This window comes from Streptomyces sp. 130 (assembly GCF_007096885.1).
In the GTDB taxonomy this organism is placed as follows: domain Bacteria; phylum Actinomycetota; class Actinomycetes; order Streptomycetales; family Streptomycetaceae; genus Streptomyces.
Window position 1 is genome coordinate 157,972 of sequence record NZ_VJNO01000012.1, and the last position, 24,353, is coordinate 182,324.

22 protein-coding genes are annotated in these 24,353 nt (G+C 72.2%); 15 read left to right on the forward strand and 7 right to left on the reverse strand.

Going from position 1 to position 24,353, the window contains the following annotated elements; all coding sequences use genetic code 11:
• Window positions 1-3 precede the first annotated feature (3 nt).
• Complete coding sequence (locus tag FKN01_RS13500) at window positions 4-1,800, forward strand: ABC transporter ATP-binding protein (protein ID WP_143620051.1); 1,797 nt, start codon at window positions 4-6, stop codon at window positions 1,798-1,800.
• Between the two features lie 40 nt (window positions 1,801-1,840).
• Here the strand turns inward: FKN01_RS13500 and FKN01_RS13505 are convergent, their stop codons facing one another.
• Window positions 1,841-2,632 carry a metal-dependent hydrolase gene (locus FKN01_RS13505; RefSeq protein WP_143619983.1) on the reverse strand — a complete coding sequence of 264 codons (792 nt, stop codon included), beginning with the start codon at window positions 2,630-2,632 and terminating at the stop codon, window positions 1,841-1,843.
• A 169-nt stretch (window positions 2,633-2,801) separates the two neighbouring features.
• Between FKN01_RS13505 and FKN01_RS13510 the strand changes: the two genes are divergently transcribed.
• The 4 genes from FKN01_RS13510 (at window position 2,802) to FKN01_RS13525 (ending at window position 8,929) form a co-directional block, all read left to right on the forward strand.
• Complete coding sequence (locus FKN01_RS13510; RefSeq protein ID WP_143619985.1) at window positions 2,802-5,315, forward strand: RNA helicase; 2,514 nt, start codon at window positions 2,802-2,804, stop codon at window positions 5,313-5,315.
• Between the two features lie 17 nt (window positions 5,316-5,332).
• Window positions 5,333-6,217: an acyl-CoA thioesterase II gene (locus FKN01_RS13515; RefSeq protein WP_143619987.1), complete on the forward strand. Its 885-nt coding sequence runs from the start codon at window positions 5,333-5,335 to the stop codon at window positions 6,215-6,217.
• 124 nt (window positions 6,218-6,341) lie between these two features.
• Complete coding sequence (locus tag FKN01_RS13520) at window positions 6,342-6,977, forward strand: hypothetical protein (RefSeq protein ID WP_260696868.1); 636 nt, start codon at window positions 6,342-6,344, stop codon at window positions 6,975-6,977.
• A 200-nt stretch (window positions 6,978-7,177) separates the two neighbouring features.
• Window positions 7,178-8,929: a sodium:proton antiporter gene (locus FKN01_RS13525; protein ID WP_143619989.1), complete on the forward strand. Its 1,752-nt coding sequence runs from the start codon at window positions 7,178-7,180 to the stop codon at window positions 8,927-8,929.
• 7 nt (window positions 8,930-8,936) lie between these two features.
• Here FKN01_RS13525 and FKN01_RS13530 read toward each other — a convergent pair whose 3' ends face one another.
• The gene (locus tag FKN01_RS13530) at window positions 8,937-9,371 is read right to left on the reverse strand and encodes a hypothetical protein (protein WP_143619991.1); all 435 of its coding nucleotides are present in this window, start codon (window positions 9,369-9,371) and stop codon (window positions 8,937-8,939) included.
• A gap of 218 nt (window positions 9,372-9,589) precedes the next feature.
• Between FKN01_RS13530 and FKN01_RS13535 the strand changes: the two genes are divergently transcribed.
• Together FKN01_RS13535 and FKN01_RS13540 are read left to right on the forward strand one after the other, a co-directional pair.
• The gene (locus tag FKN01_RS13535; RefSeq protein WP_143619993.1) at window positions 9,590-10,132 is read left to right on the forward strand and encodes a GNAT family N-acetyltransferase; all 543 of its coding nucleotides are present in this window, start codon (window positions 9,590-9,592) and stop codon (window positions 10,130-10,132) included.
• A 35-nt stretch (window positions 10,133-10,167) separates the two neighbouring features.
• Window positions 10,168-10,656 (forward strand): glutathione peroxidase, encoded by a 489-nt coding sequence (locus FKN01_RS13540; RefSeq protein WP_143619995.1) that lies wholly within the window; start codon window positions 10,168-10,170, stop codon window positions 10,654-10,656.
• Between the two features lie 7 nt (window positions 10,657-10,663).
• On the opposite strand, the gene FKN01_RS13545 is transcribed toward FKN01_RS13540, so the two are convergent.
• Both FKN01_RS13545 and FKN01_RS13550 read right to left on the reverse strand, forming a co-directional pair.
• The gene (locus tag FKN01_RS13545) at window positions 10,664-11,062 is read right to left on the reverse strand and encodes a hypothetical protein (protein WP_143619997.1); all 399 of its coding nucleotides are present in this window, start codon (window positions 11,060-11,062) and stop codon (window positions 10,664-10,666) included.
• Window positions 11,063-11,217: 155 nt separating this feature from the next.
• A complete protein-coding gene (locus FKN01_RS13550) occupies window positions 11,218-12,444 on the reverse strand; it encodes an acyl-CoA dehydrogenase family protein (RefSeq protein ID WP_143619999.1) in 1,227 nt (408 codons plus the stop codon).
• A gap of 170 nt (window positions 12,445-12,614) precedes the next feature.
• Here FKN01_RS13550 and FKN01_RS13555 point away from each other — a divergent pair, with 170 nt between their 5' ends.
• Window positions 12,615-13,265, forward strand: coding sequence for a TetR family transcriptional regulator (locus tag FKN01_RS13555; RefSeq protein ID WP_143620001.1), 651 nt, complete (start codon window positions 12,615-12,617; stop codon window positions 13,263-13,265).
• Between the two features lie 72 nt (window positions 13,266-13,337).
• On the opposite strand, the gene def is transcribed toward FKN01_RS13555, so the two are convergent.
• The gene (gene def, locus FKN01_RS13560) at window positions 13,338-13,892 is read right to left on the reverse strand and encodes a peptide deformylase (RefSeq protein ID WP_143620003.1); all 555 of its coding nucleotides are present in this window, start codon (window positions 13,890-13,892) and stop codon (window positions 13,338-13,340) included.
• A 213-nt stretch (window positions 13,893-14,105) separates the two neighbouring features.
• Between def and FKN01_RS13565 the strand changes: the two genes are divergently transcribed.
• Window positions 14,106-15,299 carry a right-handed parallel beta-helix repeat-containing protein gene (locus FKN01_RS13565; RefSeq protein WP_185992838.1) on the forward strand — a complete coding sequence of 398 codons (1,194 nt, stop codon included), beginning with the start codon at window positions 14,106-14,108 and terminating at the stop codon, window positions 15,297-15,299.
• Window positions 15,300-15,349: 50 nt separating this feature from the next.
• On the opposite strand, the gene FKN01_RS13570 is transcribed toward FKN01_RS13565, so the two are convergent.
• A complete protein-coding gene (locus FKN01_RS13570) occupies window positions 15,350-16,516 on the reverse strand; it encodes an alanine--tRNA ligase-related protein (RefSeq protein ID WP_143620005.1) in 1,167 nt (388 codons plus the stop codon).
• 387 nt (window positions 16,517-16,903) lie between these two features.
• Between FKN01_RS13570 and FKN01_RS13580 the strand changes: the two genes are divergently transcribed.
• The 5 genes from FKN01_RS13580 (at window position 16,904) to FKN01_RS32520 (ending at window position 21,391) form a co-directional block, all read left to right on the forward strand.
• Window positions 16,904-18,142 (forward strand): MurT ligase domain-containing protein, encoded by a 1,239-nt coding sequence (locus FKN01_RS13580; RefSeq protein WP_143620009.1) that lies wholly within the window; start codon window positions 16,904-16,906, stop codon window positions 18,140-18,142.
• A gap of 34 nt (window positions 18,143-18,176) precedes the next feature.
• Window positions 18,177-18,905 carry a type 1 glutamine amidotransferase gene (locus tag FKN01_RS13585; protein WP_073968917.1) on the forward strand — a complete coding sequence of 243 codons (729 nt, stop codon included), beginning with the start codon at window positions 18,177-18,179 and terminating at the stop codon, window positions 18,903-18,905.
• Between the two features lie 167 nt (window positions 18,906-19,072).
• Entirely contained in the window at window positions 19,073-20,098 is a 1,026-nt protein-coding gene (locus FKN01_RS13590; RefSeq protein ID WP_143620011.1) for a 6-phosphofructokinase, read from the forward strand.
• Window positions 20,099-20,215: 117 nt separating this feature from the next.
• Entirely contained in the window at window positions 20,216-21,166 is a 951-nt protein-coding gene (locus FKN01_RS13595; RefSeq protein WP_143620013.1) for a cytochrome c oxidase assembly protein, read from the forward strand.
• Between the two features lie 66 nt (window positions 21,167-21,232).
• Window positions 21,233-21,391 carry a hypothetical protein gene (locus FKN01_RS32520; RefSeq protein WP_185992839.1) on the forward strand — a complete coding sequence of 53 codons (159 nt, stop codon included), beginning with the start codon at window positions 21,233-21,235 and terminating at the stop codon, window positions 21,389-21,391.
• Here FKN01_RS32520 and FKN01_RS13600 read toward each other — a convergent pair.
• The gene (locus FKN01_RS13600) at window positions 21,357-21,854 is read right to left on the reverse strand and encodes an HIT family protein (protein ID WP_143620015.1); all 498 of its coding nucleotides are present in this window, start codon (window positions 21,852-21,854) and stop codon (window positions 21,357-21,359) included. The two genes, FKN01_RS32520 and FKN01_RS13600, sit on opposite strands and share 35 nt — an antisense overlap.
• A gap of 826 nt (window positions 21,855-22,680) precedes the next feature.
• Between FKN01_RS13600 and FKN01_RS13605 the strand changes: the two genes are divergently transcribed.
• Complete coding sequence (locus FKN01_RS13605) at window positions 22,681-24,237, forward strand: endo-1,4-beta-xylanase (RefSeq protein WP_143620016.1); 1,557 nt, start codon at window positions 22,681-22,683, stop codon at window positions 24,235-24,237.
• Window positions 24,238-24,353 lie beyond the last annotated feature (116 nt).

The following is a 24,353-nucleotide window of genomic DNA, read 5'->3' on the forward strand; positions in this document are numbered from 1 at the left end:
ACGATGACCGGCGACGTCCCACCGGCCCGCGTACCGCCCGCCTACGACCCGGCGGCCCCCGAGACGGCCGCGACCCTGCCGGTCGGCCGGCCCGTGACCGTACGGGCCTACGTCCTGGAGCTGATGCGGCGCCACCGCAAGCCGTTCGTGGTGGTGACCCTGCTCAACACGTGCGCGGTGGTCGCGTCCATCGTGGGCCCGTATCTGCTGGGCGGGCTCGTGGAGGACCTGTCCGACGAGGTGCGCGACCTGCGTCTGGAGCGCACGGCGGCGGTGTTCGCGTGCGCGCTGGTGGTGCAGACGGTGGCCACCCGGATGATGCGGCTGCGCAGCGCCATGCTGGGCGAGGAGATGCTCGCCGATCTGCGCGAGGACTTCCTCGTCCGGTCGGTGCGGCTGCCGCCGGGGGTGCTGGAGCGGGCCGGCACGGGTGATCTGCTGTCCCGGATCACCACGGACATCGACCGGCTCGCCAACGCCATGCGCGAGGCCGTCCCGCAGCTGACGATCGGTGTGGTGTGGGTGGTCCTGCTGGTCGCCGCCCTCACCGTCACCGCTCCCCCGCTGGCCCTGGCGGTGGTCGTGGCGCTGCCGGTGCTGCTCATCGGCTGCCGCTGGTACTTCCGCCGGGGCCCGGCGGCGTACCGCTCGGAGGCGGCGGGTTACGCGGCGGTCGCCGCGGCGCTGGCGGAGACCGTGGACGCGGGGCGGACCGTGGAGGCCCACCGGCTGGGGGCGCGCCGGGTCGCGCTGTCGGACCTGCGCGTCAAGCAGTGGACGGCGTGGGAGCGGTACACGCTGTTCCTGCGGACGGTGCTGTTCCCGGTCGTCAACGTCACGTACGCGACGATCCTCGGCGCGGTCCTGCTGCTGGGCGGCTGGTTCGTCATCGAGGGGTGGATGACCGTCGGCCAGCTCACCACGGGCGCGCTGCTCGCGCAGATGATGGTGGACCCGATCGGTCTGATCCTGCGCTGGTACGACGAGTTGCAGGTGGCCCAGGTGTCGCTGGCGCGGCTGGTGGGCGTCCGGGAGATCGAGCCGGACGCGGGTGACGCGTCGGTGTCCCCGGACGGCCGGGACGTGCGGGCCGACGAGGTGCGCTTCGGGTACGTGGACGGGGTGGACGTGCTGCACCGGGTGTCGCTGGACATCGCGCCGGGTACGCGGCTGGCGCTGGTCGGCCCGTCGGGTGCGGGCAAGTCGACGCTGGGCCGGCTGCTGGCGGGGATCTACGCGCCGCGGGACGGCGAGATCACGCTCGGCGGTGCGCGGCTTTCGCGGATGGTGACGGAGCGGGTGCGGTCGCACGTGGCGCTGGTCAACCAGGAGCACCATGTGTTCGTCGGGTCGCTGCGGGACAACCTGCGGCTGGCCCGTACGGACGCCGGGGACGCGGAGCTGTGGGCGTCGCTCGCCGCGGTCGACGCGGACGGCTGGGCCCGGGCGCTGGAGCGGGGGCTCGACACGGAGGTCGGCTCGGGGGGCCTGGTGATCACCCCGGCGCAGGCCCAGCAGATCGCGCTGGCCCGGCTGGTGCTGGCCGATCCGCACACGCTGGTCCTGGACGAGGCGACGTCGCTCCTCGATCCCCGGGCGGCCCGCGACCTGGAGCGGTCCCTCGCCCGGGTGCTGGAGGGCCGTACGGTGGTGGCGATCGCGCACCGGCTGCACACCGCGCACGACGCGGACGTGATCGCCGTGGTCGAGCAGGGCCGGATCACGGAGCTGGGCAGCCACGACGAACTGGTGGCGGCGGACGGGGCGTATGCGGCGCTCTGGCGCTCCTGGCACGGCTGACAGGGCGCCCGGGGGCCGGCCGGCCGGCCCCCGGGGCGGCTCAGATGACGTTCATCGCCGCCGCCGCGCCCACACCGCCCAGGATCATGAAGGCCGGCATCAGCACCTTGATCTCCACCCAGCTGCCGGCCTTGAAGCGCATGGCCTTGGGCGGGCCGATGGGGTACCAGCGCTTGCGGCCCAGCGGGATCGGCCACAGGATCGGGCAGCCGGAGACGGTCAGCGCGTCGCCGATGTCGTGGACGAGGGCGCCCAGCACGATCGGCAGCCCGAGCCAGAGGTATTCCTGGCCGGGGTCGGTGAACAGCCAGTCGGCGCCGTTGCCCGGCTCGTCGAGGACGCCCGCGAGAATCCAGGCGCTGGTGGCCCCGAGCAGCCACACCAGGACGTCGCTGGAGACGCGGGCGGCCCGCCACAGCAGCCCCTCGACGGCGAGGACCAGGTGGACGAAGAGGATCGCGAGGACCCCCCAGCGCCCGCCGGTGTAGGCGACGGCGGAGGCGCCCGCTCCGATCAGGACGGCCCAGACCCAGGTGTGGGTGAGGGTGCGGTGGCCGCCGTTGCGGTGGGAGTCGCCCCGCAGCTTGGTGGCCTTGTAGACGGCGTGCGAGAGCTTGTCGACTATCTCGCACACGCCGCGCGAGAGGGGCCCGAAGGCGCGGGAGATGGTCGCCGACTTGTGGTCGAGGTCGGGCGCGAGCGCGGCACCCGCGCTGATCAGCGCCCCGACGACGAGGACGGGCCACGGCATGGTGTGTCCGGTGGCCGCCGCCGCGGCGCCCACCCCCAGCCAGGCCGCCGCCCCTGACAGAGAGTGTGCCGGTCCCATCATGACTGCCGAGCCCCCGTAGGTGTCGCCGAGAGTGCCCGGCGGTGCCCGGGCGGGAGATCCGGCCACCGCCGTTGCGGCGTGGCCGAGTTGAGAGGGAAGCGTATCGTCCGTGATCTTCGGGCGGTCGTCCGGTTCCCTCATCGGGGCGGAAGGCAGGCAAGATGGGGGCGTGACCCTTATCGATCAGCTCCCCCCGACCGACGATCCCGACGCTCTCTTCGAGGCTTTCTCGTCCTGGACCGAGACGCAGGGGATCACCCTCTACCCCGCTCAGGAGGAGGCGCTGATCGAGGTGGTGTCCGGGGCCAACGTGATCCTCTCCACGCCGACGGGGTCCGGGAAGAGCCTGGTCGCGGCGGGGGCGCACTTCACGGCGCTGGCCCAGGACAAGGTCACCTTCTACACCGCGCCGATCAAGGCGCTGGTCTCGGAGAAGTTCTTCGACCTGTGCAAGCTGTTCGGTACGGAGAACGTCGGGATGCTCACCGGTGACGCCTCGGTCAACGCCGACGCCCCGGTGATCTGCTGCACCGCCGAGGTGCTGGCCTCGATCGCGCTGCGTGACGGGAAGTACGCGGACATCGGCCAGGTCGTGATGGACGAGTTCCACTTCTACGCGGAGCCGGACCGGGGCTGGGCGTGGCAGATCCCGCTGCTCGAACTCCCGCAGGCGCAGTTCGTCCTGATGTCGGCGACGCTCGGCGACGTCCGGATGTTCGAGGAGGACCTGACGCGGCGCACCGGCCGGCCGACCTCCGTGATCCGCTCGGCGACCCGTCCCGTGCCGCTGAGCTACGAGTACCGGCTGACGCCGATCACCGAGACGCTCACGGAGCTGCTGGAGACCCGGCAGTCGCCGGTGTACATCGTGCACTTCACGCAGGCGGCGGCGGTGGAGCGGGCGCAGTCGCTGATGAGCATCAACATGTGCAGCAAGGAGGAGAAGGAGAAGATCGCCGATCTCATCGGCGACTTCCGCTTCACCACCAAGTTCGGCCAGAACCTCTCGCGGTACGTGCGCCACGGCATCGGTGTGCACCACGCGGGCATGCTCCCCAAGTACCGCAGGCTGGTGGAGAAGCTGGCGCAGGCGGGTCTGCTGAAGGTGATCTGCGGTACGGACACGCTGGGCGTCGGCGTCAACGTACCGATCCGCACGGTGCTGTTCACCGCGCTCACCAAGTACGACGGCACCCGGGTGCGGACGCTGCGGGCGCGGGAGTTCCACCAGATCGCCGGCCGGGCCGGGCGGGCGGGCTTCGACACGGCGGGCTTCGTCGTCGCCCAGGCGCCCGAGCACGTCATCGAGAACGAGAAGGCGGTCAAGAAGGCGGGTGACGACCCCAAGAAGAAGCGGAAGGTCGTCCGCAAGAAGGCCCCCGAGGGCTTCGTGGCCTGGTCGGAGACCACGTTCGACAAGCTGATCCAGTCCGATCCGGAGCCGCTGACCTCGCGTTTCCGGGTCACGCACACGATGCTGCTGTCCGTGATCGCCCGCCCGGGCAACGCCTTCGAGGCGATGCGGCATCTGCTGGAGGACAACCACGAGCCGCGCCGGGCGCAGTTGCGGCACATCCGCCGTGCCATCGCGATCTACCGGTCGCTGCTGGACGGCGGTGTGGTGGAGCAGCTGGACGAGCCGGACGCGGAGGGGCGCGTCGTGCGGCTCACCGTCGACCTCCAGCAGGACTTCGCGCTGAACCAGCCGCTGTCCACGTTCGCGCTGGCCGCGTTCGAGCTGCTGGACCCGGACTCTCCGTCGTACGCGCTGGACATGGTCTCCGTGGTGGAGTCGACGCTGGACGATCCGCGCCAGATCCTGGCGGCGCAGCAGAACAAGGCGCGCGGTGAGGCGGTCGGGCAGATGAAGGCCGACGGCGTCGAGTACGAGGAGCGGATGGAGCTGCTCCAGGAGGTGACGTACCCGAAGCCGCTGAGCGAGCTGCTGTGGCACGCGTACGACGTCTACCGGCGCAGCCACCCGTGGGTGGGGGACCATCCGGTGTCGCCGAAGTCGGTGATCCGCGACATGTACGAACGGGCCATGACGTTCACGGAGTTCACGTCGAACTACGAGCTGGCGCGGACCGAGGGCATCGTGCTGCGGTATCTGGCGAGCGCGTACAAGGCGCTGGAGCACACCATTCCGGACGATCTCAAGTCCGAGGACCTGGAGGATCTGATCGCCTGGCTGGGCGAGATGGTCCGTCAGGTGGACTCCAGTCTGCTGGACGAGTGGGAGCAGCTGGCCAATCCCGAAGTGGAGACCGCCGAGCAGGCGCAGGAGCGGGCCGACGAGGTCAAGCCGGTCACCGCGAACGCCCGCGCGTTCCGGGTGCTGGTGCGCAACGCGATGTTCCGCCGGGTGGAGCTGGCCGCGCTGGACCGGGTCCGCGATCTGGGCGAGCTGGACGCGGACGCGGGCTGGGACGAGGACGCGTGGGGCGAGGCGATGGACGCGTACTGGGACGAGTACGAGGAGCTGGGCACCGGTCCCGACGCGCGCGGCCCGAAGCTGCTGAAGATCGACGAGGACGCCGCGCACGGGGTGTGGCGGGTCCGCCAGACGTTCGCCGACCCGAACGGCGACCACGACTGGGGCATCAGCGCGGAGGTGGACCTCGCCGCGTCGGACGAGGAGGGCCGGGCGGTCGTGCGGGTCACGTCCGTGGGCCAGTTGTGAGAGTGGAGAAGAGCGGCATGACGAACCCCGCCGAGCGCCTGGTCGACCTGCTCGACCTGGAGCGGATCGAGGTCAACATCTTCCGGGGCCGGAGCCCCGACGAGTCCCTGCAACGGGTCTTCGGCGGCCAGGTGGCCGGGCAGGCGCTGGTGGCGGCCGGCCGCACCACCGACGGGGACCGGCCGGTGCACTCGCTGCACGCCTACTTCCTGCGGCCGGGGCGTCCCGGGGTGCCGATCGTGTACGACGTGGAGCGCGTCCGGGACGGCAGGTCGTTCACCACCCGGCGGGTGACGGCCGTCCAGCAGGGCCGGACGATCTTCAACCTGACGGCGTCGTTCCACCGCCCGGAGGAGGCCGGCTTCGAGCACCAGCTGCCGCCGGCCCGGGTGGTGCCGGACCCGGAGGAGCTGCCGACGGTCGCCGAGGAGGTGCGCGAGCACCTGGGCGGTCTGCCGGACGTCCTGGAGCGGATGGCGCGGCGCCAGCCGTTCGACATCCGCTACGTGGACCGGCTGCGCTGGACACGGGAGGAGGTGAGGGACGCGGACCCGCGCAGCGCGGTGTGGATGCGCGCCGTGGGGCCGCTGGGCGACGACCCGCTGGTGCACACCTGCGCGTTGACGTACGCGAGCGACATGACGCTGCTGGACGCGGTCCGTATCCCGGTGGAGCCGCTGTGGGGGCCGCGCGGTTTCGACATGGCGTCGCTGGACCACGCGATGTGGTTCCACCGGCCGTTCAGGGCGGACGAGTGGTTCCTGTACGACCAGGAGTCGCCGATCGCGACGGGCGGGCGCGGTCTGGCGCGCGGCCGGATCTACGACCGGGCGGGCAATCTGCTGGTGTCGGTGGTGCAGGAGGGCCTGTTCCGGCGGCTGGGTGACCCCTCGTCCGCGTAAGCCCCTCAGCCGGTAGGGCTACTGTTCGACTTCCCGATCATCACAACGGAGGAGCGCGCACGTGGCCACCGTCCTGAAAGTGAGTCCCGTCTCGACGGGGAGGAAGCCACGCAGGGGCGCGCCGGTGCCCGCTCCCCTTTCGCCCTTCAGCCATGTCGTCAGGGTCACGGACGTGCCGGGCGCCCAAGCGCGGGTGCTGGCGCATCTGGAGCGGGAACTGCCGCCGGGCGGCATACCGGCGTACCTCGCCGCCCGGAAGGCCGGCGCCCGTTCCTTCGTGCTGTGGGCCGATCCGGAGCGCCGTGCCCGGCTGGCGACGGTCGTCACGACGTCGGCCGGTGACGGGGTTTCGGCGTACCAGGTGCTGGGCGGTCACGGAGAGGTGCTGGCCACGGTCGTCCGGGAGAAGGCGTGCTCGGGCAAGGGCCTGCGCACACGCTGGACGGTCACCCAGGCCGGCTGCCCCGAGGCCGCCGGCTACAAGGGCCGGATCTTCTGGTGGTACGTGTGGTGGCTGCTGTACCCGCTGTGGCTGGCGATCGGCGTGGGCAGCCTGGTGAACGGCGGCGGGGACGTCCCGCGCGGGCCCCGGCGCATCCGCTTTCGGGCGGCCGGTGAGACCCCGTTCGAGTTCCATGCCGACGGCGAGCTCGTCGTCCACGCGCAGTGGGCCGACCAGCGGCTGGCGGCGGCGCTGACGGCGCTGATCACCTCCTTCGACAGCTGGCTGGGCATGCCCTGGGACGACAGGCGGGAGTAGCCGCCCCGCTCCGGCCGTGAGCCCGGCCCCCCGCGTGCCGCCCGGCCTCGGCGGATAGCCCGTCCGGGCGATCCGGGCCCCCGGGTGCGCCCCTTGAGGCGAGCCCTCGCGCCCCGGCCGGGCGGCGGCACGGAAGGTGGTCGCGCGCGCTGCTGTGCGGGTCGCGTCCGGCGCCCGGGTGCGCCGGAGGAGGCGGGTCGATGACGGCGGACCAGGTGTACGTGGGGCTCGGGCTGATCGTGGTCCTCGCGGTCGGTTCGCAGCTGCTGGCGAGACGGCTGCGGGTGCCGGCGCTGCTCGTGCTGCTGCCGGCCGGGTTCACCGCGGGAGCGCTCACCGACGACATCGATCCCGAACGGCTGCTCGGCCCCGCCTTCTCGCCGCTGGTGTCGCTGGCGGTGGCCGTGATCCTGTACGACGCCGGGCTGGGCCTGGACCTGAAGCGGCTCAGGGGGCACAACCGGCGGGTGGTGATCCGGCTGCTGTGGCTGGGGTCGCTGCTGACGCTGGTGTCCGCCGCGCTCTTCGCCGTACCGGTGCTGGACATGTCGGCGCGGGCGGCGGTCATGCTCGCGGCGATCCTCGTCGTGTCCGGCCCGACGGTCGTGGGGCCGCTGCTCGCCTTCGTGCGGCCCACGGAGCGGCTGCGGCGCATCCTCGTCTGGGAGGGTGCGCTGATCGACCCGGTCGGCGGCATTCTGGGGGCACTCGTCTTCCACGGAATCCTGGCGGGCGGCCGGCCGGGGTTCGGCAGCGGGCTCGGGCACTTCCTGGCCAGCGCGGGGGTGGGCGTGGGGGCGGGCGCGGCCGGTGCCGCGGTGCTGTGGCTGGTGCTGCGGCGGGTGCGGCTCAGCGAGGAGCTGGAGTCCTCCCTCCAGCTGGCCGCCGTGGTCGGGGTGGCGGCGGCCTGCGACGCGCTGCGTGACGACACGGGGCTGATCTCGGCCGTCGTGATGGGGATGGCCATGGCCAATCTGCCCGGTCTCGATCTGCCGGCCCGCCGCCCGTTCTTCGAGACGCTGGCCTCCCTGATCATCGGCCTGCTCTTCGTCTCCATCTCGGCGACGGTCACCCCGGCCTCGCTGCGGCACGTGGTGCTGCCCGCGCTGGCGCTGGCCGCCTTCCTCGTCCTGGTGACCCGGCCGCTCATCGCCCACCTCGCGGCGGCCGGCACCGACGTGCCCGCGCGGGAGCGGTGGTTCATCGGCTGGATGGCGCCCCGGGGCATCGTCGCCGCGGCCACCGCCTCGACGTTCTCCTCCGAGCTGGCCGGTCACCACGTCGCCGGCGCGGAGCGCATCCTGCCCGCGACCTTCGTGGTGATCGTGGCGACGGTGACGCTCTACGGTCTGACCGCGTTCCCGGTGGCGCGGCGGCTCGGGGTGCTGCGGCCGGCCCGGTCCCGGCCGCTGCTGGTGGGCGGGGCGCCGTGGGCGGTGGACCTGGCGTGCGCGCTGAGTGCGGCGGGGCTCGACGTGCTGATGTGGGCGGGCGCGGACGAGGAGCGGGCGCGGATCACGGCCGCGGGGCTGAAGCTGGCGCCCGGTGAGCTGCTCGCCGCGGCCACGGGGGCCGGCGCGGACCTGGAAGGGATCACCTCGGTGCTCCTGCTCACCGGCGAGGACGACTTCAACGCGCTGGCGTCGCTCACGCTCCGGGAGAGCGTCGAGGGGGACATCGGCCGGCTCGCCCCGCCCTCCGCGAGCCACGGTGTGGTGGCCCCGTACACCGACGGCGAGGCCCTGTTCGGGCCTGGCCTCACCCGGCCCGAGATCGCCCGGAAGTACGAGGCCGGGGCGCGGGTGGTGGCCCGGCCGGCGGACGGCCCGCCGGCGCCCGGGGAGCACCTGCTGTTCGTGGTGCGGCCGGACGGCCGGCTTCTGCCCGCCACACAGAGCGGTCGCCCGGAGCCGGCTCCGGGCGACACGCTCGTGGTGCTGAGGGAGGCGTGAGGCCCCGTCAGGCCTTCGCGCGGTGGTCCGGCCCCGCGCAGAGCGCCCAGATGACGAAGACGTCGATGGCGATGAGCACGATGGCCCACAGCGGGTAGTACGGCAGCCACAGGAAGTTGGCCAGTGCGCCGAGTCCGGCGAGGACCACGCCGACCGCCCGCGCCCAGAAGGCGCCGGTGAACAGCGCGCAGCCGGCCAGGACGATGACGATGCCGAGGATGAGGTGGATCCATCCCCAGCCGGTCAGGTTGAACTGGAAGACATAGTTGCGCGTGGCGACGAACACGTCGTCCTTGGCGATGGCCGCGATGCCCTGGAAGATCGCCATGGCACCGCCGAAGATCATCAGGACCGCGGCGAACGCGGTCCAGCCCGTGCGGGCGGGATGGTGTGATCCGCCGGTGCCGTGTGACGCCGCCGGTGCGCTGCCCGTGTTGGCCATGTCGGGCCTCCTTTGCTGACACGGTCGCCCGGCACGGACCGGAACCAAACCGGACGTTCCGCTTCCAGAGTGTCACGAGGACGCGTGTCCGGCAGTACGGCGGGCGGAGGCCCGACCGACGGCCCGCCCGCCTCCCGCCGGACACCCCGCCTTAGGATCACCTTTCAGCCGGCCCGCGCGGGAATGCGGCCCGGCGCCCCATGGAAGGACCCGCCCCCATGACCGAGATCGTCCCGGTGTCCGGCCCCGAGCTGGTCACCTACGCCGATGAGCTGGCCGCCCTGCTGGTGGAGACCGTCGAGGAAGGCTCGTCCGTGGGGTTCCTGGCGCCCCTGGACCGGGACACCGCCGCCGAGTGGTGGCGCGCCCGGGCCTCGGCGGTCGAGGCGGGGCTGCTGCGGGCGTGGATCGCCCGGGACGGGGAACGCGTCGCGGGCACGATCGGTCTGGTCCGGGCGCCGCTGCCCAACGCCCGCCACCGCGCGGAGGTCACCAAGCTGATGGTCCGCCCCTCGGCGCGCGGGCGCGGGATCGGCCGCGAGCTGCTGGCCGCGGCCGAGCGCACGGCGGCCGGGGACGGCGTCACGCTCCTGGTCCTGGACACCGAGAGCGGCAGCCCCGCGGAGCGCCTGTACCGCGCGGCGGGGTGGACGGAGTGCGGTTCGGTCCCGGACTACGCGGCCGGGCCGGACGGCGTCCTCAAGCCGACGACCTTCTACTACAAGGCGGTCGGCCGCGTAGCGGACGCGTCCCTGGGGTGAGAATGGGCCGGGAAGACACCGATGAGGAGACATCCATGACGCTGTACGACATCCCGCTGCGCACCCTCGACGACCGGCCGACGTCGCTGGGCGACTACCGCGGCCGGGCCGTGCTGCTGGTGAACGTGGCGTCGAAGTGCGGGCTGACCCCGCAGTACGCCGGTCTGGAGCGGCTGCAGAAGGAGTACGGGGACCGCGGATTCACCGTGCTCGGCGTGCCGTGCAACCAGTTCGGCGGCCAGGAGCCCGGGACCGCCGAGGAGATCGAGACGTTCTGCTCGACCACGTACGGGGTGAGCTTCCCGCTGCTGGAGAAGACCGAGGTGAACGGCGCGAACCGGCACCCGCTGTACGCGGAGCTGACCCGGCTCGCGGACGCCGAGGGCGAGGCCGGGGACGTCCAGTGGAACTTCGAGAAGTTCCTGATCTCACCGGCGGGCGAGCCGGTCGCCCGTATCCGCCCCCGCACGGAGCCGGACGCGCCCGAGCTGGTGGCGGCGATCGAGGCGCAGCTGCCGGCGTAGCACGGGATCAGGCGCGGCTGAGCAGCACGGAGCCCTTGGGGTAGGTGGCATCGCCGCCCACGTTCGCGACCTGGACGAGGACGGGGGTGCCCTCCTTGATGTTGCCGGTCTTCCACGGGGTGCAGTACGGCGAGGTGTGGCCGCGGGTGGTGGCCGTGCGGTCCCAGGTGCCGTCCCGGCCGATGTCCAGCTTCACCTCGATGCTCCAGCCGTCGGCGACGGTGTCGCAGGCGCGGATCGAGTCGCCGGGGGCGGCGCCGTACGGGTCCGCGTTCCACATCCCGTGGCCGCCGAAGACGGCCTCGACCGTCCGGGGCTCGGCGGACGCCGTCGCCTGCACGGTGACCACGAGCCCGAAGGCCGCCGCCGCGGTCACCGCGATCCGTCCCGCACCGGCTCCCGCCATGCCCTGCTCCCTCCACCACCCGGTCACGATCTCCCGAAAATCTACAGGTACATGGCAGGTGCACACCATCGCGTGTGCTCCACGTCCACGGCCCCCGTCCCCCGGAACGTGCCGGTGGGACGGGGGCCGTGGACGCAGGACGGCTCGCGACGCCGTCAGCGGATGGGCATGCCCGAGAGGGTGCGGGCGATGACCAGGCGCTGGATCTCGCTGGTGCCCTCGAAGATCGTGTAGATCGCGGCGTCCCGGTGCATGCGCTCCACCGGGTACTCGCGCGTGAAGCCGTTGCCGCCCAGGATCTGGACCGCCTGGGCGGTGACCTTCTTGGCCGTCTCGCTCGCGAACAGCTTGGACATGGAGCCCTCGGCCGACTCGAACGGCTTGCCGGTGGTGGCCATCCAGGAGGCGCGCCAGACCAGCAGCCGGGCCGCGTCGATCCGGGTCCGCATGTCGGCGAGCTGGAAGGCGACGCCCTGGTTGTCGATGATCGGGCGGCCGAACTGCGTCCGCGTCTTCGCGTAGTCGAGCGCCACTTCGTACGCGGCGCGGGCGGTGCCTACCGCCATGGCGCCGACGGCCGGGCGGGACGCCTCGAAGGTGGCCATCGCGGCGTTCTTCACGCGCTCGCCACCGGTGGCGGCGCGCTCGCGGGCGCGGGCGAGGCGCTGGTCCAGCTTCTCCTTGCCGCCGAGCAGGCAGTGCCCCGGCACGCGCACGTCCTCCAGGACGACCTCGGCGGTGTGCGAGGCGCGGATGCCGTGCTTCTTGAACTTCTGGCCCTGGGAGAGGCCGGGGGTGCCCGGCGGCACGATGAAGGAGGCGTGGCCCTTGGATCCGAGCTCCGGATCGACGACCGCGACGACCACGTGGACGTTGGCGATGCCGCCGTTGGTCGCCCAGGTCTTGGTGCCGTTGAGCACCCACTCGTCCTTGGCCTGGTCGTAGACCGCGCGGGTGCGCATCGAGGCGACGTCGGAACCGGCGTCCGGCTCGGAGGAGCAGAAGGCCGCGACCTTGACGTCGTCGGCGTCCCCGTACATCTGCGGGATCCAGGTGCCGATCTGCTCCTCGGTACCGTTGGCGAGGACGCCGACGGCCGCCAGGCCGGTGCCGACGATCGACAGGGCGATGCCGGCGTCGCCCCAGAACAGCTCCTCCATGGCCATCGGAATGCCGAGCCCCGTAGGATCGAAGAACTGCTGGGCGTAGAAGTCGAGGGAGTAGATCCCGACCTTCGCCGCCTCCTGGATCACGGGCCAGGGCGTCTCCTCACGCTCGTCCCACTCCGAAGCGGCCGGACGGATCACGTCCGCGGCGAAGCCGTGGAGCCAGTCGCGGACCTGCTTCTGGTCATCGTTGAGCTCAAGCGTGAACTCGGCCATGTTCCCCTCCACGTACTGCCGTCGAAACGCTCGTTACTTGCGGTAACAACAGTCTGTTACCGGCAAGTAGCCTCTGTCAACCGCATGAGACGCCATCCGCGCCCCGCCGGACAGGGTGTTACGTTGCGCAGGCACGACGGACAGGCACGGTCAGGGGTGGGAGAGACGACATGGAGACCACACGACAGGCCGAGCGCCGGCGGCCCACGGCCGAGCGCCGCCGCCGCGAGCTGCTCGAAGCCGCCGACCGCGTGGTGCTCAGGGACGGCCCCGGGGCCTCGATGAACGCCATCGCGGCGGAGGCGGGCATCACGAAGCCGATCCTCTACCGGCATTTCGGCGACAAGGGCGGGCTCTACCGGGCCCTCGCCAAGCGGCACACCGACGCGCTGCTGAGCGCCCTGCGCGCCGCGCTCGACGCCCCCGCGGAGCGGCGCGCCCGGGTCGAGTCGACGCTCGACACCTACCTCGCGGCGATCGAGGCCCGCCCGCAGGTCTACCGCTTCCTGATGCACCCGTCCGACGACTCGGCCCCCTCCCCCGAGCAGGGCTTCGACGTGGGCCGGCACTCCGCACCGCTGCTGCGCCGCCTGGGCGAGGAGCTGGCCACGGTGATCGCGGAGCGGGTGGACCTCGGCCCGGACGGCGAGGCGATGGCCCGGATCTGGGGCCACGGCATCGTCGGCATGATGCACGCGGCCGGTGACTGGTGGCTGGGCGAACGCCCCTGCTCGCGCGAGCAGCTGGTCCGGAGCCTCGCCGACCTGCTCTGGGGCAGGCTGGCCGAGGCGGGCGACCGGGAGGACGGGCCGGGCTTCTGACGGGCCGCCGGCCGGCTCAGCCGGTACGCGCCCACGGGGACGGGCCGGGCTTCTGACGGGCCGCCGGCCGGCTCAGCCGGTACGCGCCCACGGCGCCCGGCGGGCCGCGCGCAGCACCCGGGCCCGGCGCAGCCCGGTCAGCCGGTCGGTGTAGACCCGGCCCTCCAGGTGGTCGCACTCGTGCTGGAGGCAGCGGGCGAAGAAACCGGTGCCGTCGATCCGGACCGGCTCGCCCGTCATGGTGACGCCCTCGACCACCGCGTGGTCGAAGCGCGGGGTGCCGGCCTCCAGGCCGGGGAGCGAGAGGCAGCCCTCCGAGCCGCGCACCGTGACCCCGTCCGCCTCCACGAGAACCGGGTTCACCACGTGCCCGAGGTGGCGCACGTCCTCGTCGTCGGGGCAGTCGAAGACGAACACCCGTGACGGCACACCGATCTGGTTGGCGGCGAGCCCGACGCCGCGGGCCTCGTACATCGTGGCGAACATGTCCTCGACGAGCCGGGCGAGCGGGGGGCCGAACTCCGTGACCGGTTCGCAGGCCGCGTGCAGGACCGGGTCGCCGAGCAGGCTCATGGTGCGGACGATTCCGGAGCTGCCGGGGATCGGGCGGTTGCGCATGGCGGTCATCGTACGTTCCGCGCGGCGCGCCCCACGGCGCGCGCCCACCCTCGTCAACCCCGGCGCTCAGGTCACCCGTTCCAGCACGCGTTCACATACGCGATCACTGAACCCATGCATGACCATTGACGCGTCCATGGCATCACTCTACGGTCGACGGAAAGCGCTTGCACACCGTCGGGCGGCAGCGCCGCCCGGCCCACTCCCCCCACTGGAGTAGAAATGCAGCTCAAGCCTGTTCTCGCATGTGCCGGCCTGCTCGCCGGCTCGCTCGCCGTCCTGGGCACCACCGCACAAGCCTCCCCCACTGAGGAAAACGCTTCCCCGGCGGCCGCCGCGCTCTACGTGGCGCCGGACGGGAGCGCCGCCGCCGCCGGCACCGAGTCGGACCCCACCACGCTCGCCTCGGCGATCAGCCGGGTGAACGCCGGCGGCACGATCTATCTGCGCGGCGGCACGTACCACTACGGGCAGACGGTCACCATCCCGCCGGGCAACGACGGCACACCGGGCGCCCGCACCACCATGGCCGCCTACCCGGGCGAGCGGCCGGTGCTGAACTTCTCGGAGATGAGCGAGGACCCGGCCAACCGCGGACTCGCGGTGAACGGCGACTACTGGCACATCGACGGCCTCACCGTCGAGCACGCCGGCGACAACGGCATCTTCGTCGGCGGCAGCGACAACGTCATCGAGCACGCCGTGACCCGCTTCAACCACGACTCGGGGCTCCAGATCTCCCGGATCTCCTCCGACACCCCCGACGACGAGTGGCCGGCGCGCAACCTCGTCCTCAGCTCCGAGTCCCACGACAACGCGGACTCCGACGGCGAGGACGCGGACGGGTTCGCCGCCAAGCTCACCGCGGGCCCCGGCAACGTCTTCCGCTACACCGTCTCGCACAACAACATCGACGACGGCTGGGACCTCTACACCAAGACGGAGACCGGCCCCATCGGCCCGGTGACCATCGAGGACTCCCTCAGCTACGACAACGGCACCCTGTCCGACGGCACCGTGAACGAGGACGGCGACCGCAACGGCTTCAAGCTCGGCGGCGACGGGATCGAGGTCGACCACGTCGTGCGGCGCAACATCGCCTACAACAACGGCCACCACGGCTTCACGTACAACAGCAACCCCGGCTCGATGACCGTGTCCGACAACGTCGGCATCGACAACGAGGAGCGCAACTTCTCCTTCGACAAGGGCACTTCGGTGTTCCGGGACAACACCTCCTGCCGCGGCGGTGACGGCTCCAACGACAAGACCGTCGGCGACGCGGACGGCTCCAACCAGTTCTGGACCGGCTCGAACGGCTCCCGGTGCTCCGCGTACGACGGGGCCATGGACTGGTCGTTCGCCTCCGACGGCCGCCTGGTCGTGTCCTTCGGCGGGACCGTGGTCACCCCCTGAGACGCGACGACGGCGGTGCCGGGGCGGGCGGCCCCGGCACCGCCGTCGTCTCACTCCTCGCGCAGGGCCGTGACCAGGTCGCGGGGCAGCCCGTGGGTGTCGTGGAGGTAGTGCAGGTCCTCCTCCGTCAGGGGCCCGCGGAACCGGGGCCGGGCCAGCACCCGCCTTCCGCGTTCCAGGAGCCGGCCGAACCGGCGCTCCTCGTCGGCCAGCACGCGCAGCACCTCGCCGGGGTCCACGTCCTGCCGGAAGTGCTCCAGGGTGTGCCGGACCGGCTCGGGCGGCAGATCGGCGAGCGTGCGCGAGGGGTCGCGCTGCCGGAGCACGGTCAGGGCCCGCCGCAGCAGGCGGCGCAGCACGTAACCGCGCCCGGTGGCGGCCGGGCGGACCCCGTCGCCGACGACGACGACGGCGGAGCGCAGGTGGTCGCAGACCAGCCGCAGCGAGGGCTCGTCCAGCGGCCACAGGGCCGGTACGAGCCGGCGCCAGGGTTCGAAGACATCGCACTCGAACACCGAGCGCCGCCCCTGGAGCAACGAGGCGAGGCGTTCCAGACCGAGCCCGGTGTCGACATTGCGCCGCGGCAGCGGCACCAGTGAGCCGTCGTCGAGCCTGCGGTGGCTCATCGTGACGTGGTTCCACACCTCCACCCAGCGGTCGTCCCCCGTGGGCGTGGACACGGGCGGCCCCTCGCCGCTCCACAGGAAGATCTCCGAGTCGGGGCCGCACGGCCCGGTCGGCCCGTTGGACCACCAGTTGTCCTCGACCGTCGGCTCCACGGGGACGCCCAGTCGCTGCCACACCCGCAGCGAGGCGGTGTCGCACCCGGTGCGCTCGTCCCCGGCGTACACCGTGGCGTGCAGCCGGCCGGGGTCGATCCCCAGACCCTCGGTGAGCAGCCCGTATCCCCATTCCAGGCTCCGCGGGCCCTCGTAGTCCCCCAGCGACCAGCTGCCGAGCATCTCGAAGACGGTGAGGTGGGTGGCGTCGCCGACCTCGTCCAGGTCGGTGGTGCGCAGGCACCGCTGCCGGTTGACGAGCCTGCTGCCCAGCGGGTGCGGGCGGCCCTCCAGGTACGGGGTGAGGGGATGCATCCCGGATGTGGTGAAGAGCACGGGGTCGCCGGGCGGCGGCAGCAGGGTGGAGCCGGTGACGCGGCGGTGGCCGCGCTCCTCGAAGTACTCCAGGAAGATACGGGCGAGCTGGTCGGTGTCCACGGGGACGGCTCCTTCGCGGTGGCGGGGAGGCGCCGGAGAACGGGACCGTCCGGTCACCCGGCCGGGGAGGAATCACCGCGGCACCACCGGCGGACCGTTTCCGGTCGCCGGGGGAGGGGAAAGTCAGACGGCGGCAACCGGCGAGCTGGTCGCTCGCGCGGTCGCGGTGGTGGTGATGCCGTTGACGTCCATACGCCGACGGTAACGCGCCCCCGGCCGCCCGTGCACCCGGATTCCGTCGCCGGCGGACCCTCGGAGAACGCGACGACCCGCTCACGCGTCCTCCATTCCCAGGGAAGTCCACGTGCCGGACGGTGCCGCCGTGCGGTCATAGTGCCGGACATCGATAGGCTGGGCGGCGGACCGATGCAAGGAGGATCTAGGACGATGGCAGGCAACACGGAGCCGTTGTCGCCGCGGGCCAAGCTGGCCGTGACGGCGGGCAAGGCCGCTGCGGCGGTGTCGCGGGCGGCCGGGCGGGGCAGCGGATCGGTGATCGGCGGCCGGGTGGCGCTCAAGCTCGACCCCGACCTGCTCGGGCGGCTGGCGCAGCACCTGGACGTGGTCCTCGTCTCGGCGACGAACGGCAAGACGACCACCACCCGGCTGATCGCCGAGGCGCTGCGCGCCGCGGGCCCCGTCGTGTCGAACGCGCTCGGCGCCAACATGCCCGCGGGCATCACGTCGGCGCTGGCCGGCGGGTCCGACGCGCAGTACGGCGTGATCGAGGTCGACGAGAAGTACCTCGCCGGGGTGGCCCGCGACACGACGCCCAAGGTGATCGCGCTCCTCAACCTCTCGCGCGACCAGCTGGACCGGGCCGCGGAGACGCGGATGCTGGCCGAGAAGTGGCGTGAAGGGCTGTCCGGCTCGAAGTCCGTGATCGTCGCCAACGCCGACGACCCGCTGATCGTCTGGGCGGCCTCCTCCTCCCCCAACGTGGTGTGGGTCGCGGCCGGCCAGGCCTGGAAGGACGACGCCTGGTCCTGCCCGTCCTGCGGCGGGGTCATGCAGCGCCCCGGCGACGACTGGTTCTGCGGCGAGTGCGGTTTCCGGCGTCCGCCGCCCAGCTGGGTGCTGCACGGCGACTACGTGCTCGACCCGCACGGTTCGGCGTGGCCGATCCACCTCCAGCTCCCCGGCCGCGCCAACAAGGCCAACGCCACCAGCTCGGCGGCCGTCGCCGCGGTCTTCGGTGTGCCGCCGCAGGTGGCGCTGGAGCGCATGTACCAGGTGCAGGCCGTCGCCGGCCGGTACGACGTGGTGAGCTTCCTCGGCCGTGAGCTCCGGCTCCTGCTGGCGAAGAACCCGGCGGGCTGGCTGGAGACGTTCTCGCTGATCGACCCGCCGCCGACCCCGGTGATCCTCTCGGTGAACGCGCGCGGCGCGGACGGCACGGACACCTCGTGGCTGTGGGACGTCGACTACACCCAGCTCGCGGGCCACCCGATCTTCGTGCTCGGCGACCGCAAGCTGGACCTCGCCGTCCGCCTCGAAGTGGCCGGACTCGACTTCCGGGTCTGCGAGAACCTGGACGAGGCCGTGCGGCAGGCTCCGCCCGGACGCATCGAGGTCATCGCCAACTACACCGCCTTCCAGGACCTGCGCCGCCGTGTCGGCAACTGACCCCGGCCCCGGGCCCCTCCGGAGAGGACGAAGCATGAGCAACAACAGCCTGCGGCTGGTGTGGGTGTACCCGGACCTGCTGAGCACCTACGGCGACCAGGGCAACGCCCTGGTGGTGGAGCGCCGGGCCCGTCAGCGCGGCCTGGACGTGGCGCGCGTGGACGTGCGCAGCGACCAGCCCGTGCCCACGTCGGGCGACATCTATCTGATCGGCGGCGGCGAGGACCGGCCGCAGCGGCTCGCGGCGGAGCGGCTGCGCCGCGACGGCGGGCTCGCCCGGGCCGCGTCCAACGGCGCGATCATCTTCTCGGTCTGCGCCGGCTACCAGATCCTCGGCCACGAGTTCATCAACGACCTCGGTGAGCGCGAGCAGGGTCTCGGTCTGCTGGACGTGGTCTCGACGCGCGGCGAGGGCGCTCGGTGCGTCGGCGACGTGCTGGCGGACATCGACCCGCAGCTGGGCCTTCCGCCGCTGACCGGGTTCGAGAACCACCAGGGCGTCACGCACCTCGGACCGACGGCGCGGCCGTTCGCCCGGGTGCGGTTCGGCCGGGGCAACGGCACGGGGGACGGCACCGAGGGCGCGTACAACGACACCGTGTTCGGTACGTACATGCACGGTCCGGTGATGGCCCGGAACCCCATGATCGCGGACCTGCTGCTGAAGCTGGCCCTCGATGTGAACGCGCTCCCGCCGACCGACGACCGGTGGTACGAGGCGCTCCGCGCGGAGCGTGTCGCGGCTGCCACGCAGCCCGCCTGACCAGGCATTTCACTGGTTGTCCAATGAGTGGCGCAGGGCTCGGATGAGCGGCGTCCAGCAGGCGGACGCCCGGTTCGGTCCCGCCACCCTGCGCCGGTAGGGTGGCGGGGATCCAGCCGGACGACGTGGTCCGGTCGTCGGCCCACGTTGCAAAGGTTTCCCGGGCAATGCGAATTGGTGTGCTCACCTCCGGCGGCGACTGCCCCGGCCTCAATGCCGTCATCCGGTCCGTCGTCCACCGCGCTGTGGTCGACCACGGCGACGAGGTCATCGGCTTCCACGACGGGTGGCGGGGCCTGCTGGAGTGCGACTACCGCAAGCTCGACCTGGACGCCGTGGGCGGCATCCTCGCCCGTGGCGGCACGATCCTCGGCTCCTCCCGGGTCCAGCCGGCGCATCTGCGCGGGGGCGTCGAGACGGCCCGCGGCCATGTCCGGGACCTGGGGCTCGACGCGATCATCCCGATCGGCGGCGAGGGCACCCTCAAGGCGGCGAACCTGCTCTCCGAGGCGGGCCTCCCGATCGTCGGTGTGCCGAAGACCATCGACAACGACATAGCCTCCACCGACGTCACCTTCGGTTTCGACACCGCCGTCGGCGTCGCCACCGAGGCGCTGGACCGGCTGAAGACCACCGCCGAGTCGCACCAGCGCGTCATGATCGTCGAGGTCATGGGCCGCCACACCGGCTGGATCGCCCTGCACTCCGGCATGGCGGCCGGCGCGCACGCCATCGTCGTCCCGGAGCGCCCCTTCGACATCGACGAGCTGACCGAGGTCGTGGGCCGGCGCTTCTCGGCCGGCAAGAAGTTCGCGATCGTCGTCGTCGCGGAGGGCGCGAAGCCGCGCGAGGGCTCCATGGAGTTCCAGTCGGGCGCCAAGGACATCTACGGCCACGAGCGCTTCACGGGCGTGGCCACCCAGCTCTCGGTCGAGCTGGAGCAGCGTCTCGGCAAGGAGGCCCGCCCGGTCATCCTGGGCCACGTCCAGCGCGGCGGCACCCCGACCGCGTACGACCGCGTCCTCGCCACCCGCTTCGGCTGGCACGCGGTGGAGGCGGCGCACCGCGGCGATTTCGGCATGATGACGGCGCTGCGCGGCACGGACATCACCCTGGTGCCGCTCGCGCACGCGGTGGAGACCCTGAAGACGGTCCCGGCCGCCCGGTACGCCGAGGCGGAGTGCGTGCTCTGAGCGACACCCGGCACGAGACCGCCCCCGGCCGCAAGATCGGCCGGGGGCGGTTCTACTCTGGTCGGGACAACCGGCACGAAACGGGGACGTCCCGGCGTTCCCATCGGGAGTGAACAGATGGATCACAGCGGGCACGGCATGGACATGGACCTGCCGCCGTTCACGCTGGGACGCGGACTCCACTTCTCCGCGGACCCGTTCTTCCTGATCGGCTGCGTCCTGGCGGTGCTGCTGTACGGATACGGGGTGCTGCGGCTGCGGCGGCGCGGGGACGCGTGGCCGGTGGGGCGCACGGTCCTGTTCGTGATCGGGGTGCTGACGATCGCGCTGGTGATGTGCACCCGGCTCAACGACTACGGCATGGTCATGTTCAGCGTGCACATGGTGCAGCACATGGTGATCAGCATGCTGTCGCCGATCCTGCTGCTGCTGGGCGCGCCGGTGACGCTCGCGCTGCGCGCGCTGCCGGTCGCGCCGCGCGGCACGAAGGGGCCGCGCGAGCTGCTGCTGATGCTGCTGCACAGCCGGTACATGAAGATCGTCACGCATCCCGCGTTCACGATCCCGCTGTTCATCGCCAGTCTGTACGGCCTGTACTTCACGCCGCTCTTCGACTACCTGATGGGCTCGACGACGGGGCACCTCGTGATGATGGTGCACTTCCTCGCGGTCGGCCTGTTCTTCTTCTGGCCCATCATGGGGGTCGACCCGGGTCCGCACCGCCCCGGCTATGTGATGCGGATGCTGGAGCTGTTCGCCGGGATGCCGTTCCACGCCTTCTTCGGGATCGCCCTCATGATGGCCTCCACGCCGATGGTGGAGGTGTACCAGGACCCTCCGGCCTCGCTCGGCATCGACGCGCTGTCCGACCAGAGCGCGGCGGGCGGCATCGCCTGGGCGTTCAGCGAGATTCCCTCGGTGGTGGTCCTGGTGGCGCTGGTGTTCCAGTGGTACCGCTCGGAACAGCGGACGGCGAAGCGTTCCGACCGGGCGGCGGACCGCGACGGGGACCGGGAGCTCCAGGCGTACAACGCGTACCTCGCCTCCTTGCAGGCGCGCGGACAGTAGCGGCGGACCCTCCTTTCGGGTGACGATGGCCTTTGCGGCCGCGCGGCCGATGAGGAGGGTGCGCGCATGTCCGGATCCACGAAGACGATGGGAATGCTCACCGCGGGTGCGCTGGTGGCGGTGACCGCCTACACGGTGGCCCTGGGGAGCAACGGCTGGCTCTGGTTCGGCTGGGTGATCCTGGGGCTGATCACGATCGGGATGGCGGCCACGCGGGAGACGTGAGGCGGTCCAGCTCCCCGCCGATCGCCTCCCGCAGGGCGGTGTGCCGGGGGCCGAGCGCGTGGCCCTCGTCGCTCCAGCGCTCGCGGGGGTAGAGCCACACCGGCCTGCCCACCAGCTCCGGCGGCTCCCAGTCGTAGCGGGGCCATACGTGTGCGTGCAGGTACGGATCGGTGTTCCCGAGGATCTCCAGGTTGACCCGCCGGAAGGCGGGGTCCAGCCGCTCGCAGGCCCGTTCGACGGCCTCGCCGAGGGCGTCCATGCCGGCCAGGAACGCCAGTCGCCGTGGGCGCGGAAGGTCGGACAGCCGCCGCACGGCGGGGTCGTCCACCAGCAGCACCGAGTATCCCGGCAGGAACTGGACGTCCCCGAGCACGGCGAACCCCGCCTCCAGCCGCCGGAGCACCGTGGGATTCCCGCCCCGGAGGGCGGTGCCGATGCGGTCCTGTCGCCAGTCGTCCGTCATGGGCGACGACTGTACTGGCGGCCGAGGCCGCTCCCGGCTCCGGGCGCAGCCGGGCGGCGGCGGATGTGGAGCGCTCCCAGGTGCCGTTCCGGGCCCGGCGGACGCGGATTGCGGCGGCGTTACGCCGAGGTGAACCGACGCATACGGTGACCGGCCGCAACCGGTTCCGTCCGGGCCGCGCGACCGGTCCGGCGCCGCGCGGGGGCGCCCGGCCGTTGCCTCGTACACCTTTCGGAGCCGGCGACCGCGATGCGCGGATCGCAAACGTCCGGGCCGCTGCTGCGCTCGCGCCCCTCCCGTCACTCCGGGTCCGTTTCGGCGCGGGGGCGGCGGTGGCCGCCGGGCCGGGCACGCCGGTGAGAGGCGCCTCGCACTTCTGCCGGGCGCGCCTCTGCCTGGCGCTTCGCGGTACCGAGGGCATCGGGAGCCCGTCACCGCACCGGACCGGCCCCTCACCCTCGGTGACCGCTCAGGCGCTCGTCACGCGGTGCTCCACGGACCCCGCGCATGCGATTGCGAACGTCCGCCACACCCGCCGCCAGGCGTGCCGCCGGGCCCGGTAACCGGCAGTTACCCCGGCGTCAACCCCGCCGCACCCGGCCTCCGTTCGACGTATGGCCGTGTTCACACGCCCGTAAGCCAGTTGCGCTTTAACTCTTGACAGGTGCCTGTCGCCACGCCACCTTGGGAGCGCTCCCACAATCAAGACTTGCACACTCCACCCCCACCCCTTCTCCCCCAACGCCATTGAGCCGCAAGGGCGTTACGGGGCGCAGCCGCGCTCCCCGTGACGCTCCGCGCTGCCCGGCAGAGGAAGGCGTTTGTCATGAGCTTGGTGAAGCGTTGTAGGCCCCGCCGCACCTTGGGGCTCCCTGCCCTCGCGGCCGGCGCCCTCGTCCTGGCCACCGGCCTGGCGGGCGGGCCGGCGTCGGCCGCACCGCAGGACACCCTGCACGACCTCGCCGCGGCCCAGGGCAGGTACTTCGGCTCCGCCACCGACAACCCCGAGCTCCCCGACGCGGCCTACGCGGCGAAACTCGGCTCCGAGTTCGGGCAGATCACCCCCGGCAACTCCATGAAGTGGGACACCACCGAGCCCGCCCGCGGCCAGTTCAACTTCGCCAAGGGCGATGTGATCACCGACTTCGCACAGCAGCACGGCCAGACCGTGCGCGGGCACACCCTGGTCTGGCACAGCCAGCTGCCCGGCTGGGTGAGCGCGCTGCCCTCCGCCGAGGTGGAGACGGCCATGACCGACCACATCACCGCGGAAGCCACCCACTACCGCGGCGAGGTGGCCGCGTGGGACGTGGTGAACGAGCCGTTCAACGAGGACGGGACCTTCCGCACCAGCCCGTTCTACAACGCCATGGGCAAGGACTACATCGCCAAGGCCCTGCGCGCGGCGCGCGCCGCCGACCCGGACGCCAAGCTGTACATCAACGACTACAACGTCGAGGGCAAGGGCGCGAAGAGCGACGCGATGTACGACCTGGTGAGCGATCTGCTCGCCGACGGCGTGCCGCTCGACGGGGTCGGGATGCAGGCGCACCTGGCGACCCAGTACGGCTTCCCGTACCAGATGCAGGCGAACATGCAGCGCTTCGCCGACCTGGGCCTGGACGTCGCCGTCACCGAGCTTGACGTGCGCATGCAGCTCCCGTCGGACGCCGCCAAGCTCGCCACCCAGTCCTCCTACTACGCCCAGGTGGTCGACGCCTGCCTCGCCGTCGAGCGCTGCGTCGGCATCACCGTCTGGGACTACACGGACAAGTACTCCTGGGTGCCGAGCACCTTCCCGGGCGAGGGCGCCGCCAACCTGTACGACGACAACCTGGCCCCGAAGCCCGCCTACGCGGCCGTGCGCACCGCCCTGGGCGACGAGGACGGCGGGGACGACGGGGGCGACGACGGCGGGGAGGGCGGCACTCCGGGCACGCTGAAGGCCCAGTACCGCACCAACGACACCTCGGCCGGTGACAACCAGATCAAGCCCGGCCTCCAACTCGTGAACACCGGCAGCGCCCCGGTCGCCCTCCCCGCCGTGACCGTCCGCTACTGGTTCTCCGGCGACAACGGGGCCTCCACGTACGGCAGTTGGTGTGACTGGTCACCGATCGACTGCTCCACCATCACGCACCGGGTGGTGGCCGCGGGCACCCCGAAGGCCGGCGCCGACCACTACCTCGAAGTCGGCTTCGCGAGCGGCACCCTCGCCCCCGGCGCGTCGACCGGCGAGATGCAGCTGCGCCTGAGCAAGACGGACTGGTCGAACTTCGACGAGTCCGACGACTACAGCCACGGCACCGGCACCTCGTACGCGGACGCCTCGAAGGTCACCGTCTACGTCGGCGGCGAACTGGTCTGGGGCATCGAGCCCTGATCCCCGGGGGCCCCGCTCAGGCCCCCGCTCCCCCGCGTACACCCCGCACGAAACCCGCCGCACCCCGTCCCCGCCGCTTCCCCTCCTCCCCTCCCCCTCGACGACACCCGCCACTG